The sequence below is a fragment of the Paraburkholderia pallida genome (assembly GCF_004524855.1).
Lineage (GTDB): Bacteria > Pseudomonadota > Gammaproteobacteria > Burkholderiales > Burkholderiaceae > Paraburkholderia > Paraburkholderia oxyphila.
On record NZ_CP038151.1, the window covers coordinates 129,570 to 145,337 of the forward strand.

General features: G+C 63.8%; 11 protein-coding genes, 2 rRNA genes and 1 pseudogene. 5 read left to right on the plus strand and 9 right to left on the minus strand.

The window, feature by feature from the left end:
* Window positions 1-126: 126 nt before the first annotated feature.
* Window positions 127-2,992: ribosomal RNA gene (locus E1956_RS35540) — 23S ribosomal RNA — on the plus strand.
* A gap of 193 nt (window positions 2,993-3,185) precedes the next feature.
* Window positions 3,186-3,299, plus strand: a 5S ribosomal RNA gene (gene rrf / locus E1956_RS35545).
* Window positions 3,300-3,479: 180 nt separating this feature from the next.
* Here the strand turns inward: rrf and E1956_RS35550 are convergent.
* The 4 genes from E1956_RS35550 to E1956_RS35565 form a co-directional block, all read right to left on the minus strand.
* On the minus strand, window positions 3,480-4,055 hold the full coding sequence (locus tag E1956_RS35550; RefSeq protein ID WP_134758069.1) for a plasmid pRiA4b ORF-3 family protein: 576 nt from the start codon (window positions 4,053-4,055) through the stop codon (window positions 3,480-3,482).
* A gap of 123 nt (window positions 4,056-4,178) precedes the next feature.
* Window positions 4,179-6,155 (minus strand): RNA polymerase sigma factor RpoD, encoded by a 1,977-nt coding sequence (gene rpoD / locus E1956_RS35555; protein ID WP_232072316.1) that lies wholly within the window; start codon window positions 6,153-6,155, stop codon window positions 4,179-4,181.
* A gap of 528 nt (window positions 6,156-6,683) precedes the next feature.
* The gene (locus E1956_RS35560; protein WP_134758071.1) at window positions 6,684-7,112 is read right to left on the minus strand and encodes a GFA family protein; all 429 of its coding nucleotides are present in this window, start codon (window positions 7,110-7,112) and stop codon (window positions 6,684-6,686) included.
* A 341-nt stretch (window positions 7,113-7,453) separates the two neighbouring features.
* The gene (locus E1956_RS35565) at window positions 7,454-7,789 is read right to left on the minus strand and encodes a helix-turn-helix domain-containing protein (RefSeq protein ID WP_028221778.1); all 336 of its coding nucleotides are present in this window, start codon (window positions 7,787-7,789) and stop codon (window positions 7,454-7,456) included.
* A gap of 79 nt (window positions 7,790-7,868) precedes the next feature.
* Here E1956_RS35565 and E1956_RS35570 point away from each other — a divergent pair.
* The 3 genes and pseudogenes from E1956_RS35570 to E1956_RS35580 all read left to right on the plus strand — a co-directional run.
* Window positions 7,869-8,798: pseudogene (locus E1956_RS35570) on the plus strand (hypothetical protein); the annotation flags it as partial.
* Between the two features lie 160 nt (window positions 8,799-8,958).
* Entirely contained in the window at window positions 8,959-9,216 is a 258-nt protein-coding gene (locus E1956_RS35575) for a hypothetical protein (RefSeq protein ID WP_134758072.1), read from the plus strand.
* 39 nt (window positions 9,217-9,255) lie between these two features.
* Window positions 9,256-10,122: an SAM-dependent methyltransferase gene (locus E1956_RS35580; RefSeq protein WP_134758073.1), complete on the plus strand. Its 867-nt coding sequence runs from the start codon at window positions 9,256-9,258 to the stop codon at window positions 10,120-10,122.
* Between the two features lie 48 nt (window positions 10,123-10,170).
* On the opposite strand, the gene bcsR is transcribed toward E1956_RS35580, so the two are convergent.
* From bcsR to E1956_RS35605, 5 genes are all read right to left on the minus strand, one after another.
* A complete protein-coding gene (gene bcsR / locus E1956_RS35585; RefSeq protein WP_134758074.1) occupies window positions 10,171-10,377 on the minus strand; it encodes a BcsR/BcsP family cellulose biosynthesis protein in 207 nt (68 codons plus the stop codon).
* Entirely contained in the window at window positions 10,378-11,967 is a 1,590-nt protein-coding gene (gene bcsG / locus E1956_RS35590; protein WP_134758075.1) for a cellulose biosynthesis protein BcsG, read from the minus strand.
* A gap of 103 nt (window positions 11,968-12,070) precedes the next feature.
* Window positions 12,071-14,674 carry a UDP-forming cellulose synthase catalytic subunit gene (gene bcsA, locus E1956_RS35595; RefSeq protein WP_335930037.1) on the minus strand — a complete coding sequence of 868 codons (2,604 nt, stop codon included), beginning with the start codon at window positions 14,672-14,674 and terminating at the stop codon, window positions 12,071-12,073.
* Window positions 14,671-15,480: a cellulose biosynthesis protein BcsQ gene (gene bcsQ, locus E1956_RS35600; RefSeq protein ID WP_134758076.1), complete on the minus strand. Its 810-nt coding sequence runs from the start codon at window positions 15,478-15,480 to the stop codon at window positions 14,671-14,673. Before bcsQ ends, bcsA begins: the two co-directional genes overlap by 4 nt.
* A complete protein-coding gene (locus E1956_RS35605) occupies window positions 15,477-15,743 on the minus strand; it encodes a hypothetical protein (protein ID WP_134758077.1) in 267 nt (88 codons plus the stop codon). Before E1956_RS35605 ends, bcsQ begins: the two co-directional genes overlap by 4 nt.
* Window positions 15,744-15,768 lie beyond the last annotated feature (25 nt).

Genomic DNA, 15,768 nt, shown 5'->3' on the forward strand with positions numbered 1-15,768 from the left:
GTTGTGATTGTATCAATGTATTTTTAAGTGATCGAAAGATTGCCTTGAAATACGGCGCAACACGAATACTCAACCTGTAATGAGTGGTCCGACGCGAGCAATCGCCGCAAGACACACCCGTTATAGGGTCAAGCGAACAAGTGCATGTGGTGGATGCCTTGGCGATCACAGGCGATGAAGGACGCGGTAGCCTGCGAAAAGCTACGGGGAGCTGGCAAACAAGCTTTGATCCGTAGATGTCCGAATGGGGAAACCCACTCCGTATGGAGTATCCATGGCTGAATACATAGGCCATGTGAAGCGAACGCGGCGAACTGAAACATCTAAGTAGCCGCAGGAAAAGAAATCAACCGAGATTCCCAGAGTAGTGGCGAGCGAAATGGGACCAGCCTGTACTCTTTATCTGTATTGTCAGCCGAACGCTCTGGAAAGTGCGGCCATAGTGGGTGATAGCCCCGTAGGCGAAGGCAGTATGGAAGAACTGGGTGTACGACAAGTAGGGCGGGACACGTGAAATCCTGTCTGAAGATGGGGACCATCCTCCAAGGCTAAATACTCGTGATCGACCGATAGTGAACCAGTACCGTGAGGGAAAGGCGAAAAGAACCCCGGGAGGGGAGTGAAATAGATCCTGAAACCGCATGCATACAAACAGTCGGAGCCTCGCAAGGTGACGGCGTACCTTTTGTATAATGGGTCAGCGACTTACATTCAGTGGCAAGCTTAACCGAATAGGGCAGGCGTAGCGAAAGCGAGTCCGAACAGGGCGTTCAGTCGCTGGGTGTAGACCCGAAACCGGTGATCTATCCATGTTGAAGGCACGGTAACACGTGCTGGAGGACCGAACCCACTAACGTTGAAAAGTTAGGGGATGAGCTGTGGATAGGGGTGAAAGGCTAAACAAACCTGGAAATAGCTGGTTCTCTCCGAAAACTATTTAGGTAGTGCCTCGTGTATCACCTTCGGGGGTAGAGCACTGTCATGGTTGAAGGGTCCATTGCGGATTACTTCGCCATAGCAAACTCCGAATACCGAAGAGTGCAATCACGGGAGACAGACATCGGGTGCTAACGTCCGGTGTCAAGAGGGAAACAACCCAGACCGCCAGCTAAGGTCCCCAAATATGACTAAGTGGGAAACGAAGTGGGAAGGCTAAAACAGTCAGGAGGTTGGCTTAGAAGCAGCCACCCTTTAAAGAAAGCGTAATAGCTCACTGATCGAGTCGTCCTGCGCGGAAGATGTAACGGGGCTAAGTCATATACCGAAGCTGCGGATGCGAGCTAGTCTCGCATGGTAGGAGAGCGTTCTGTAAGCCTGCGAAGGTGCATCGGAAGGTGTGCTGGAGGTATCAGAAGTGCGAATGCTGACATGAGTAGCGATAAAGGGGGTGAAAGGCCCCTCGCCGTAAGCAAGGTTTCCTACGCAACGTTCATCGGCGTAGGGTGAGTCGGCCCCTAAGGCGAGGCAGAAATGCGTAGCTGATGGGAAGCAGGTCAATATTCCTGCACCATTGTTGAATGCGATGGGGGGACGGATCGCGGAAGGTTGTCCGGGTGTTGGAAGTCCCGGTCCTTGCATTGGAGAAGGCGCTTTGGCAAATCCGGGCGCGGAATTCAAGGGTGCGAGGCCATCCACCTAGGTGGAGAAGCAACTGGAAGTGGTTCCAAGAAAAGCCTCTAAGCTTCAGTTCAACAGTGACCGTACCGCAAACCGACACAGGTGGGCGAGATGAGTATTCTAAGGCGCTTGAGAGAACTCGGGAGAAGGAACTCGGCAAATTGGTACCGTAACTTCGGGATAAGGTACGCCCTGGTAGCTTGACTGGCTCGCGCCAGAAGGGTGAAGGGGTTGCAATAAACTGGTGGCTGCGACTGTTTAATAAAAACACAGCACTCTGCAAACACGAAAGTGGACGTATAGGGTGTGACGCCTGCCCGGTGCCGGAAGATTAAATGATGGGGTGCAAGCTCTTGATTGAAGTCCCGGTAAACGGCGGCCGTAACTATAACGGTCCTAAGGTAGCGAAATTCCTTGTCGGGTAAGTTCCGACCTGCACGAATGGCGTAACGATGGCCACACTGTCTCCTCCCGAGACTCAGCGAAGTTGAAGTGTTTGTGATGATGCAATCTCCCCGCGGCTAGACGGAAAGACCCCATGAACCTTTACTGCAGCTTTGCATTGGACTTTGAACCGGTTTGTGTAGGATAGGTGGGAGGCTATGAAGTGTGGACGCTAGTCTGCATGGAGCCGTCCTTGAAATACCACCCTGATCTGTTTGAGGTTCTAACCTTGGTCCGTTATCCGGATCGGGGACAGTGCATGGCAGGCAGTTTGACTGGGGCGGTCTCCTCCCAAAGGGTAACGGAGGAGTACGAAGGTACGCTAGGTACGGTCGGAAATCGTGCTGATAGTGCAATGGCATAAGCGTGCTTGACTGCGAGACTGACAAGTCGAGCAGGTGCGAAAGCAGGTCATAGTGATCCGGTGGTTCTGTATGGAAGGGCCATCGCTCAACGGATAAAAGGTACTCTGGGGATAACAGGCTGATACCGCCCAAGAGTTCATATCGACGGCGGTGTTTGGCACCTCGATGTCGGCTCATCTCATCCCGGGCTGTAGCCGGTCCCAAGGGTATGGCTGTTCGCCATTTAAAGAGGTACGTGAGCTGGGTTTAAAACGTCGTGAGACAGTTTGGTCCCTATCTGCCGTGGGCGCTGGAAGTTTGAGGGGGCCTGCTCCTAGTACGAGAGGACCGGAGTGGACGAACCTCTGGTGTACCGGTTGTGACGCCAGTCGCATCGCCGGGTAGCTATGTTCGGAAGAGATAACCGCTGAAAGCATCTAAGCGGGAAACTCGCCTCAAGATGAGACTTCCCCGGGAACCAGATTCCCTTGAAGGGTCGTTCGAGACCAGGACGTTGATAGGTCAGGTGTGGAAGCGCAGTAATGCGTTAAGCTAACTGATACTAATTGCCCGTAAGGCTTGATCCTATAACAGGTGTGTTTCGCAATGAGTTAGCGCTTCAGCGCTTACTCAGTGCAACCCCCGAAGGGGGCACGAAATACACAGGTTGAGAGATCGCGTGTTGTGCCGGAAACAACACAACCCCAATTCAGCAAAACCTCTTTACGCTTCTTCCAGATTGGCTGTGGCGCCCATAAGGCGACGCAGCAACCCGTCAAGCCTGATGACCATAGCGAGTCGGTCCCACCCCTTCCCATCCCGAACAGGACCGTGAAACGACTCTACGCCGATGATAGTGCGGATTGCCCGTGTGAAAGTAGGTAATCGTCAGGCTCCTTATGCAGTACGTCCAGAACCCCGGTGGCTCCGAAAGAGCACCGGGGTTCTGGCGTTTACGCGGCCGAAACGAGACCCCCAAGAGAGATTTCTAGCCCTCGTCTGCTTGCAGCCACGCAAGCAGATCTCGTGCGGTGTGCAGTCCGCATATCCGTCCAACTCCGGCCGTCTTGATGCTCAGAGCTTGATGCGTTGAAGCTCTGCCTGAATCAGATCGTGGTCGATTGCGGTGGGGTCGAACGTTCCGCCGTACCAGTCGATCATGCGTTCGTGCTCCGGGTGGGCGGAATCGGCAATCGCCTCGAGGAACCCAGCGTAGCCATATGGGCCACCTACATCTTCGGGTGGGCAAGCATTGGCGCCGCCGAGGTATACGGGAGTCGGGCAGGCATCCGCCGGCAAGACCTTTTCCACCTTGATCTTGTGCTCCCAATCGTCGCCGAAGTCGTAGACGTATCGCAATGAAGCGGCACCGCCCAGGCTCTTGCTCAGCTTCACTCTTACTTCAGAGACTACCGATTTGTCGTCGAACTCCGGATCGGGGATGCCATAGCGCTCTCCGGCGATTTCGAACTCATGCAGATGGTAGTCGTACCAGCCCATCGCGGCTTGTATGACCCGATGTAATTTGGCGAGCGTGATCGTCTCTGGTACCAGAACTCGCCGCCAGATCAGCGGCTTGATTCCCGACAGCTCGATCTTCAGTTGCAGCAGTTGTCGCGACGAACGGGAGATGGTTTTTCGTGCAGTCATCTCACGCGGCCTCTTGCAGGACGGGTTGCATTTCGATATTCCGGGGAACCGACAAAACAAAAAGCCCGTCACGCGAGTGACGGGCTTTCTTATTTTATCGCCAAATTTCAGCGATAAAACCGCTTAGCGCTCCAGGAACGGACGCAGCTTGTCGGCGCGGCTCGGGTGCATGAGCTTGCGCATCGCCTTGCTTTCGATCTGGCGGATACGCTCGCGCGTGACGTCGAACTGCTTGCCCACTTCCTCGAGCGTGTGATCCGAGGTCGTGTCGATGCCGTAGCGCATGCGCAGCACCTTCGCTTCGCGCGGCGAGAGTGCCTTGAGCGCCTCGTCGATCGCGGCGCGCATGTTCGCGTGGATCGCCGCATCGGCCGGCGATGCCGAGCCCGCGTCTTCGATCATGTCGCCGAGCGTCGCGTCGCCATCGTCGCCCACCGGGCTTTCGAGCGAGACTGGTTGCTTGGCGATCTTGAGGATGCCGCGGACCTTTTCTTCGGTCATGCCCATGCGCGCGGCGAGATCGGCCGGATGCGCTTCCATGCCGGTCTGCTGCAGGATCTCGCGCGAGATGCGGTTCAGCTTGTTGATCGTTTCGATCATGTGCACCGGCACGCGGATCGTGCGCGCCTGGTCGGCGAGCGCACGCGTCACGGCCTGACGCACCCACCACGTGGCATACGTCGAGAACTTCCAGCCGCGGCGATATTCGAACTTGTCCACGGCCTTCATCAGGCCGATGTTGCCTTCCTGGATCAGGTCGAGGAACTGCATGCCGCGGTTCACGTACTTCTTCGCGATCGAGATCACGAGACGCAGGTTGGCCTTGACCATCTCGCCCTTCGCCTGACGCATCTTCGCTTCGGCGGCCGTCATGCGGCGGTTGATCGCCTTGATCTGCTGCAGCGAGAGCGACGCGGCTGCTTCGATCTCGGCGAGCTTGCGCTGTTCGGCGTGGATGGCCGGCAGGCTGCGCTCGATGGCGGGGCCGTACTTGCTCGAGGCAGCGGCGGCGCGCACGCCCCAATCGAGGTCCGTCTCGTGGCCCGGGAACTGCTCGACGAAGGCTTCGCGCGGCATGCCGCAGCGGTCCACGACGATCGCCAGCACGTTGCGCTCGATCGCGCGGATCTGCGCAACCTGCTCGTGCAGCAGCGTGCACAGACGGTCGATGGTGCGGGCCGTGAAGCGGATCGGTGCAAGCTCGGTCTGGATGTCCGCGCAGATCTGCATTTCGGCGGCCGACGCGCGTGCGTTGGAGTCCGTCGTGCACGACATCTGTTCGAAGAGCGTGCGCACACGGGCGAAGATGGCCAGGCTGTCGGCCTTCAGCTGCGCGAGCAGGGCTTCATTGGCCTTGCTGTTGTCGCCATCGTCGTCGTCGCCGTCCGAGTCGTCTGACTCTTCTTCCTCCGAGGACTGCGCTTCGATCTCTTCATCGGCGTCGGCGTCGGCCGCGGCGGGCTCCTGAGCGGCTTCATCGCCGCCAATGCCGTCGACGAGCTCGTCGATGCGCATTTCCTCGGCCGCGACGCGGTCGGCGTCGGCGAGAATCGTCGCGACGATCGACGGGCAAGCCGCGATCGCCTGGATCATTTCCTGGAGGCCGTCTTCGATGCGCTTGGCGACTTCGATTTCGCCGGCGCGCGTGAGCAGCTCGCTCGAACCCATTTCGCGCATGTACATGCGCACGGGGTCGGTCGTGCGGCCGAATTCCGAGTCGACCGTCGAGAGCGCGACTTCGACTTCCTCGTCGGCTTCGTCGTCAGCCTGCGAGTCTGCGCGCGTATCTTCGTTCAGCAGCAGCGTGTCGGCGTCGGGCGCCTGCTCGTAGACCTGCACGCCCATGTCGTTGAACGTCGCGACGATGGTTTCCAGCGCGGCCGTCTGCGCGAAGTTGTCGGGCAGGTGGTCGTTGATGTCGGCGTGCGTCAGATAGCCGCGTTCGCGGCCGAGCTTGATGAGCGCGCGCATTTGATGCTGGCGCTTTTCGAGTTGCGAGCCACCGTCCATCTGAGTCGTGTCGCCGGTCTTGTCCTTGGCTGCGCGGCGGGCGGGGCGGGCAGACGAGGGCAGCGCGTCTTCCCGGTCATGGCTTGTCAATACAATCTCCTCGAAAGGATTTGCCCAGCGAGGGCAAAAAAGGGTCACGCGCCAGCGGCGTGGCGTCCTGGCGATGACGAAAAAATGCAGGGGAATGGGCGGGGGCGAATGCCGGTCCCGCCGAGCAAGCGCCAAACGCACAATGGCGTGGCGGCCTGGATTTTCGTGCAATGCAGAAAGATCGCGTATGGTAGTGCGTTCCGCCACGTGAGGCAACCGTAATCGTCGCTTCGGCGCACCTGGCGGCGTTGCCCGGGGTCGAAACGTAATTGAAAGGTCGTCAAAGTGGCGTTTTTGGGTGCTTCGCGGCTTTCCACGCGGCAGATTAGACCCAATTCCAGGACGATGGTTCGCACGTTTCATATCGCCGGATAAGACGGCCGCGCTGCCTGGAATTGCGCCAAAGTGACGCCTGGGTGCACGAGACGCGCTGCGATCGATCCCCGCTGTGCCGATTGCAGTGCGCCGCAATATAAGTAGAACGCCCGGACAGGCGTCTGGGTTGACCGTCGTGCCCCCTCCTGCGCGTTATGGCGGAAATTCGGCGTATTGCGGCAGCGCATCGGCAATCTCGTGCCATGGCGCCCTGGAGCCGACAAAGATGTGTCCCTGAGGCCGGATGGATGGTGTGTCGATGAGCGTCCCCATCGTGACGTGGACGAACGCCCCTTCTCGAACCACGGAATACAGCAGCGAGCCGCAGTGGCGGCAATGAACATCGTGCGCGGCGTCCGGATCGCCGTAGACGAGCAGATTGCCCTCGCCTTGTTCCAGGCGCAGGCTCCCGCGCTCGATGCCCGCGAACGGCTTGAACGCCGAGCCCGTGGCGCGCCGGCACTGCGAGCAATGGCAATTGAACGCGTAGCCGAATGCGTCCGCGACGCGGTAGCGCACGGCGCCGCACAGGCACTGGCTGCGCAGCGTGGCGTGGGTATTTTCAGCCGGCGTTGAACTCATGGGAGCCAGAAAGCAAACGAAACGTTACCAATGCGCCGTATTGCGCGTTGCCGTCTTGTTTATAGACGGGCGTCGCGAAAAGGCGTGCCTCGTTGTGCAGCAGTCCGTGCGCGGCGAAAGGTAACCGCTTATGGGATTTTGCACCCCGCCAACTGGCTTGCCGCGCGCTGCGACCGCCCTGCAAGGCCCATAGAAGCCCCTCAAACCCCATCCAGCGCGCTTTTTAGTCTGTTGGCGCTCATCAATTGGGACCCATCGCGCTGCGCCCGGTCCCAAATCCGGTTACCTCACTCACAGCCATTCACGGCGATGGCCGGACCAGCCAACCGCAACGGCCGCGCTTATCCCGGCCGTTCTCTCAACTCCTTCAATCCCTTGATCACGACGAGCAAAGCGCGGCCGTGCTCCTCCGAGCCGTCCCACACGTCGACGATGGCGTTGCGCAGCAGCTCGTTATAGGCGGCCGCGTGCCGCGAGGCGGGCTTCACACCGTAGAAACTGCATAGCTTATTGAATGATGCACTCCGGCGCAGCCTGCGGCCGTTCGACAGCCGAAGCCGTGAGACCGTTGGCTGGCTGACCCCGGAAAGCCGCGCAATTTCGCTGGACGAGCGTGCGTCGGCCGATAGCCGGCGCAGCAGTTCCTGCACGGGAAAATCAGTGTCTGGGGCTTCCATGTCATGCATTATACCTATACAGTAACGTTTATTGAATTGTTCGCCGGACTGGCGGGCGCGCTGCATTCCGAGGAAGTCGATGGCACTGAAACACCTACCGCCCACGTTTTGCTGGTCCAGGATCGGATCGGAGACGGGAGAAGATCTCCCCACGATCGTCCTTCGCAAGGAATGGGAGCGCCGGTTGGGGGGCGGGCGGTTTCTGTGGAGCATCAACCAGTCGCTCGGCAGCAGCGCGCAGGTCGCCGCACTGCGCACGGGCTCGCTCCTCGCGCTGTTTTCGCCGGCGGCCAGCCGTCCGCGGGCTGCCGACGTCAAGCGTGAGGACGCGCTCGTCTGGAACGCGTGGGTGGACGCGAGCGGCCAGGTTCGGCCGCTGCCGCAGCATGTTTTCGTCACGAGCCGCACGCGCTTTCCTTCGGGCAAGCCGCGCGATCATCACTACGCGCTCGTGTGCGCGTCGCCCACGGAGCTCAGCATCGGCAGCAGCCTGCGCGTGCAGCCCGAGCGCCTGCGCAGCGTGAGCACGGCAAAGGCGCCGTGTGCGTCGCAGGGCACGGTGGTGGTGGACCGCATCGAGCGCGCGGCGCCAAAGGCGGGTGCGGAATTCGGCGCGAAGGGGTATCCCGTCGCGTTCGGCGTGGAGCTCGAGGCGCCGTATTTCGTGCGTCTTGCCCAGCCCACGCGCGTAAAGGCGCGCGACATGGCGGCGCTCCACGAGGCGGTGCGCAATGCCGACTTCGAGGCGTATCTGGAGCTCACGAAACGTCTGCGCAGCGAAGCGCCGGCGCAGCACGCGCGCGGCGTGACGAGCGATCTCTTCGACCTGCTGGCGAAGGCGCGCGACCTTGCCGCGATGCGCTCGATTGCGCGCGACATCGACTTCGACGCCTATCCCGAGCGGGCGCGCAGCCGCTGCGGTGAGACTTCGGCGCTGCCGGCGTGCGGTGTCACGCGCGAGCTCTTTGCGCGCGACCTCTTCGATATGGCGCCGGCGGAGCGCACGGCGCCCGCGCGGCGAGGTGGTGGCGCTCGCGCCAGGGGCGCGTCATTCGGGGCGTCCCCCAAGGGGAGCACTTTTGGGGTGCAGGGGGACTTGCTGCACTGCATCCCCCAAGGGGATTTGCTACGCGGCACAGACTGGACGCAATTAACAATGGAACTCATCCATGGCGATCAACACCCGTTCAAGCGAGGCCGAGGCCGCCCGACGCTTTCTTGAGGCCAGCCGCAACGTCGATCAGGCATTCCGCGCCATGCGCGCAGTACACGATGAAGCCGATGACTCAGACCTCACGCTGGCTTGCGGCGAGGCCCAGTCGCGTCTGGACTTCGCGTTGGACGAGCTGGCTCGCGCGCAGGCGTTGTTCGACTCGGTCGCGCGCGTGCAGGGGCGGCGGCGCGTCCGGGGTGGGATGGATGCCTGAAAGATCGCGCCAGGCGGCTCCCATGACTGACATGCCGAAATGACGCGCGAGGCCGCGCAAACCGGCGTGGGCTCCATGGCGCTGGTGGCCGTCGAGCAACGGCTCGCGCCTCATCGGCGCATCGTTGAAGACGATCTCGCCGCCGCGCTGCTGCCCGCTCCCGCCCGCTGGCTCATCGCGTTGATGGGCCAGCGCACGGCGGCGCACATGGCCGCGATGGCCGAGCGCAAGTACCCGGGCCTGTGGGGCGGCATGCTGTGCCGCAAGCGCTATATCGACGAAAAGCTGCTCGAAGCGCTCCCGCAGATGGAAGCGTTCGTGAACCTCGGCGCGGGCTTCGATACGCGCGCCTACCGGCTGCTGCGCGGCACCTCCGTGCATGCGTGGGAGCTGGATCAGCCGGTCAATATCGCGGCCAAACGCAAGCGCCTCGCGAAGCGCTTCGGCGCGATACCGTCATTCGCGACGCTCGTGGCGGTCGATTTCGAGCATCTCGCGCTCGATGCCGTGCTGGCCGCGCAAGGCTATACGCGCAGCCGGCGCACCTTCTTCGTCTGGGAGGGCGTCACGCAATACCTCGACGAGGCGACCGTGCGCGCCACGCTCGAGATGCTGGCACGGGCCGCGCCCGGCAGCCGTCTCGCGTTCACGTACGTGAGCAAGGATTTTCTCGAAGGACATGTGCCGCCCGGCCAGGAAGCGCTGCATGAGCGCTTTGTCTCGCGGCAGGCGATCTGGCGCTTCGGCCTCGATCCCGAAGCGGTGCGCGCGTTTCTCGCGCCTTACGGCTGGCGTGCGATCGAGCAGCCCGAACCCGAGGCGCTCGCACGCCGATACATCGCGCCCACCGGCCGCCCGCTCACCTGCATGCCGATCGAGCGCACGGTCTATGCCGAGCGCGTCTAGCCCCTCTACGCACTCTGGGCCCCGCTGGCACCGCGGCACGCGCCGCGACTATTTGCGCGGCTCCGCCTTGAGATCGAGCAGTTGCGCGACGAGCGGCCAGCGCCCGGCGGCTTCCTGCCAGGCGTCCTCGGCCTGCACGTCGAAATAGCGCTCGGCATCCACGCCCTCGACGAGTCGCGCGAGCGCGTCGATATCGCCAGGCAGGCGCGCCACGTTGCGCGCGCGCCGCCCGTTCAGCCAGCGTCCCAGCGCCATTTACTTGCCTCCTTGCACCCAGACGCCGTCCGGCGTATGGATCACGTAGCCGGTGGGCGTGGTCATCATCACGGTGCCCTCGTTCTCGCCCACCATGCGCGTTTGCGGCAGGTTCGTCGCATATTGCGCGAGCGGCTGGGCGCCCGGCAGGAACGGGCTGCTCGCAACGAGGTTCGAGAGCAGTTGCGCGAGCGCGAGATAGCTCGTGGGCGTATCGACCGTGACCGGCCCGCCCGCGCGTTCCGTGCCCGCGCGCAGGCCCACCACTTTGACGCCCACCGGCACGTGCACGATGTTCGGCGTGGGGATCTCGCGCATGCCGGCGATCTGGTTGTCTTCGCCGCGCAGCGCCGCGCCATGCTCGGGCACGAACACGATCACGGCCTTGCGGCCCGACTGCGCGACGAGGTCGATCAGCTTGTCGACGTCGCCGAGCAGCGACTGCAGGCGGATCGGATACGAACGCAGGCTCGTGAGATTGGCGTTGGCGCCGGGCAGGCGGTTGCCGTCGTGCATCGTCACGGTGTTGTAGTAGAGCGCGACCGGGCCGCCGCCAGCGGCGACGCGCTGCTTGTACCAGCGCGAAAGCACGTCGTAGTCGCCCACGAGCGGCGAGCCGTCGAACTCCTTCATGACCACGGGCAGGCCGTCGTTCGGGGGGATCGTCACGCCCGGCAAGCCGATTTCCTTGAGCACGGTGCCGCGGAAGTCGTCGAAGCGGCCATTGTGGTTGAGCAGCGCGTTCGGCGTGTAGCCCGCCTGCGCGAGCTGCGCGAACAGATGGCATTCGGGCGGCGCCGGGTCGTAAAGCGCCTTGTGCGGCTCTTGCCCGCAGGTCGCGCGCAGCACGCGGATGGCCGCCGGACCGCTATAGCTCGCGCCGGAGCTGAAGTTCGTGAAGATGTAGTCGAAGCGCGAGAAGAGCGGGTTGTTGCGCATCTTCACGACGTCCATATCGTCCCACGAGAGCGAGCAGATATGCACGACGATGATGTCGAACTGCGCGCTGGCGTCGCTCGTGAGCGGCGTGAAGTTCACATGGCGGCCTTCCTCGTTGGAGCGGAACGCAGCGAGCTGCTGGTCGTAGTCGCCCACCTGATCGTTGCGCGGTTCGTTGCTGCTGGTGTTGTCGCCCTGGTCGCCGTTCTGGGCGAGCGCGGTGGTGGCGTTCGCGATCAGCGTGCCCGCGCCCTGCCACAGCGGCACCGCGATGAGCGCGATCAGCACGAGCGTCGTCACGCGGATCCAGCGATTGATGAGGAAGTAGAGCAGCAGGGCGAGCGCCGCGCTCACGACCATCGACAGCGACACCACGCGGCCGATCAGCTCCAGCATGTATGAGGCCTGGAAGGTGAACAGCACGGGGATCTGCGAGATCGCGCGCTCGATGGGCGGCATGCCCGACTCGTGGTAGACGAGCGCGATGCCCGCGACGATCGCCAGCACGTTGCGCACGATGCGTAGCCAGCGCTGCTTCACCGGTATGAGCAGCGCGAACGCGAACAGGATGTTCAGCACCCAGTCCGCCGTGAGCTTGCCGGCCGAGAAGAGGTACAGCTTGGCTAAGAAGTAGAGATTCCAGAGGCCCATGTTCAGTCGCGTTCCAGCGTGAATTCCGTGTCGTTATGGTGTGCGTGCATTGTGTGTGCGTCGCGCGCAGCGTGCCAGCCGTGTTGTCGTTGCGTCGTCTCGCTCACGGCTGGCGTGCCGGGTCGCCCCGCTCGGGCCGGCGCCGCGTGAAGAGGTTCTCGAGCGCGTCGAAGAACGCATCGACGAGACGCAGATAGCCCTGCCAGCTCAGCGTGATCAGTTCGACGAGGCCGTTGAGCGGGGCGTCCTCGCGTGGCACGTCTTCCCATTCGAGCCAGGCGTCGGCGCGGCCGAAGGTGCACTCGACGAGCCGCCGCTCGCGCTCGATCGTCAGGTCTTCGAAGCGTACGCCCAGGTGCCCGTCGACCAGACGCGCGACCACGGCCGGGAAGTCGTGCTCGAGCGTGCCGCGCGAGAGACACACGCTCACGCGCTCGCCGGTCGCGAGCGTTTCCGCGGCCGCTTCGGGCGGCAGCACGAGGCCGAGGCCCCCCATCGAATAGTTCTCGGTCTTGCAGGCGAGCGTGCGGCCGTCGGGCAGCGTGAGCATGGCGGGCACGCGCAGCGGGATGCGGTGCGCGACGCGCACCTGGCGCGCTTCCTTCGCCACGCCTACGGCGAGGCCGAGCACCGTGAGGTTCACGAAGGCCCAGAACAGGTTCATGAACACCGTGGCGGGCTCGTCGCTTTGCCAGATCGTGAGCCGCCCGATGCCTACCAGGATGCCGATCGCGTTGAGGCCGAGCAGCACGAGATAGGGCGTGGAAATGGTCCAGTCGAGATAGTCGCGCTCGATGTGGCCGCCCTTGGAGGTCACGTTGAACTTGCCGAGCTTCGGGTTGATGAACGCCATCGTGGTCGGCAGCACGATGTACCAGGCGAGCACGCTCTCGTAGGCTTCGGCCCAGAACGAATGGCGATAGTGGCCCTGGATGCGCGAGTTGGCGATGGCGGAAATCAGCAGGTAGGGCAGCACGTAGGCGAGGATCACGGGCGCAGCCGTGTTGATCACGTGCAGCCCGAAAAACAGGAACGCGCACGGCATCACGAGGAAGATCAGGCGCGGGATGCCGTAGAAGAAGTGCAGCATCGCGTTGCTGTAGCACAGGCGCTGGAAGAACGAGAGCCCCTTGCCGAACCACGGGTTGTCGACGCGGAAGATCTGCGTCATGCCGCGCGCCCAGCGGATGCGCTGGCCGATATGCCCCGCGAGGCTCTCGGTCGCGAGGCCCGCGGCCTGCACGGTGCGCAGGTACGCCGAGGTGTAGCCCTCGCGGTGCAGGCGCAGCGAGGTATGCGCGTCCTCGGTGACGGTCTCCACGGCAATCCCGCCGATCGACTCGAGCGGCTTGCGCTTGATGATCGCGCACGAGCCGCAGAAGAAGGTGGCGTCCCAGAAGTCGTTGCCGTCCTGGATCAGGCCGTAGAACAGGCTGCCTTCGTTGGGCACGCGATGGAACGTGTCGAAGTTGCGCTCGAACGGATCGGGCGAGAAGAAGTGGTGCGGCGTCTGCACCACCGCGCATTTCGGATCGGCGAGGAACGTGCCCACCGTGGTCTGCAGGAACGAGCGCGTGGGGATGTGATCGCAGTCGAAGATGGCGATCAGCTCGCCATCGGTGAGCGGCAGCGCGTGATTGATGTTGCCGGCCTTGGCGTGCGTGTGCTCTTCGCGGCGGATGTAGCCCACGCCCACCTGCGCGGCAAAGTCGCGGAATTCGTCGCGGTCGCCGTCGTCGAGGAGGTAGACGCGCAGCTTGTCGCGCGGCCAGTCGATCGTGCTCGCCGCGAATACGGTCGGACGCACGACCGAAAGCGGTTCGTTATAGGTCGGAATGTAGATGTCGACCGTCGGCCAGTCGGCGGGATCGTCGGGCAGCGCGCTCGGCTTGCGGCGCAGCGGCCACGCCGTCTGCACGTAGCCGAACACGAGCACGACCCACGTATAGAGCTCGGCGGCGAACAGCACGTAGCCGACGATGGCTTCGGCGGGGCTCGCCAGATGCAGCGTCTGGGTGCTGCGCCACCAGACGTAGCGGCCCGTCATCAGGATCGAGAGCATCACCATGAGCATGGTGGCGAGATGCCCCGGGATGCGGCGCGCGACCATGACCATGAGCCACACGAGGAAGAACAGCAGGATCTGGCTGCCGAGCGGCAGCGGGGTCGTGCAGATCGCGATCGCCGCGACGAATGCGAGCCACAGCAGGCACTGGCGCAGGAAGGGCACGCGGTCGAGCGCGGCGGAGCCCCGTTCGAGGCGCGCGCGGACGCTGTCCCAGTCGATGGCGGGCAGCCGTGCCGTCAGTGCCGCGTGGCCTTTGGCGACGCGCCGGTAGACGGGCTCGAGACGCTTGTCGAGCCACACGCGCAGCGCGATGCGGTGCGGATGCGGGTCGGTGTGCTGCTTGCGCAGGTCGGCGGCGAGGCGTCGGCGCGCGCGGCGCGGGCGCAGGAACAGGCGCAGGAGCCACGCGCCCTTGCTGCGGTCGTCGCCCACGTCGAGCTGGTCGGCGATCTCGCGTCCCAGCGCCGCGAACGCGAGCGCGGGCCAGTCGCGCTTGCCGGGGCGCGGCGGCCGGAAGAACAGGCGCAGCAGCCACAGGCCGAACGCGGCGTCGGCGGCGACGCTCAGTTCGCGCGCGCCCACCCGGCGCAGGCGCGCCCAGAACGACGTCCATAGCCCGATCGCCTGCGCGCGCATCATCGGCCGGCCCCCGTTGCGCCTTCGGGCACGTTCTCCGGCGTTTCGGCGCGCGCGTTCGTCGCCCAGTGCGAAATCCACGAGGCAATGCCGTTCAGGTCATGCGCGGCTTGCGAGGCGGGTGCGCTGCGGCAGAAGTTGGCGCCGCCCGCGAGCGCGGCGGGCACACCGGTATCGGCGTGCACGAGATACGGCAGCATGGCCGCACCGAGGCGCGCGCGCAGCAGCACGACGAGATCGGTGTGCAGCGGCCGCGCGGGGACGACCGCATTCGCAACGAACGCTGCGCGTTTGCCCGCGCGCGCGAGCGCCGCGGTGAAACGCGGCAGCGTCGCGCAAGCGGTGGCGTCGGGCGTGAGCACGCCGAGCACGAGATCGGCGGCGTCGATCGCCTGGCGCGCGTGCGGTGAAGGCCAGGGCGCGGCGTCGATGACCGCGATGCCGTTCGCCGGCAGGTCCACGCGCGCGAGGCGCTCGCGCAGCCAGGTGCGGTGGCTGTCGAGGTGGGCGGCGCCGTCGTCGTCGTCGTCTTGTGGCGCGCTGCCCCAGGGGAGCACGAGCACGCCGTCGTCGCTTTGCAGCGCGGCGCGGGCCCAGCCGTCGCCGGCCGGATTCGTCCCGCGCAGATTCGTGACGAGGCCTTCGCGCGCGCTTTCGCGCAGGCCGAAATGCAGCGCCAGCACGTTGCGGGGATCGCATTCGACGGCGAGCGTCGCGTGCGAGCGCGCGGCAAGCAGGCTCGCGAGCGCGGCGGTGAGCGTCGTGCGGCCCGCGCCGCCCACGGCGGAGACGATCGCGACAGTTCTCATGAGCGAGGCTCCGCAAGGTTGGCCGCTACGGCCGGGGTGGCCGCAGCGGGGGGCACGGACGAAGGCCGGCGCACCACGACATCGGTGCGGCGCTTGCCGCGAATCACGAGGGCGCCCAACTGCGGCGGCAATTCGAGCGGCCGCGAGCGCACGGGCTTGGCCCAATTGGGCACGAAGCGTCCGAGGCGCAGCCGCCACGCGAGCCACCAGAGCGGCGCGGCGAGAATCAGCCCCCAGACGAAATAACCGAGGAAGATGTTCATGTCAGTCTCCGCCGGGCAGCGAACG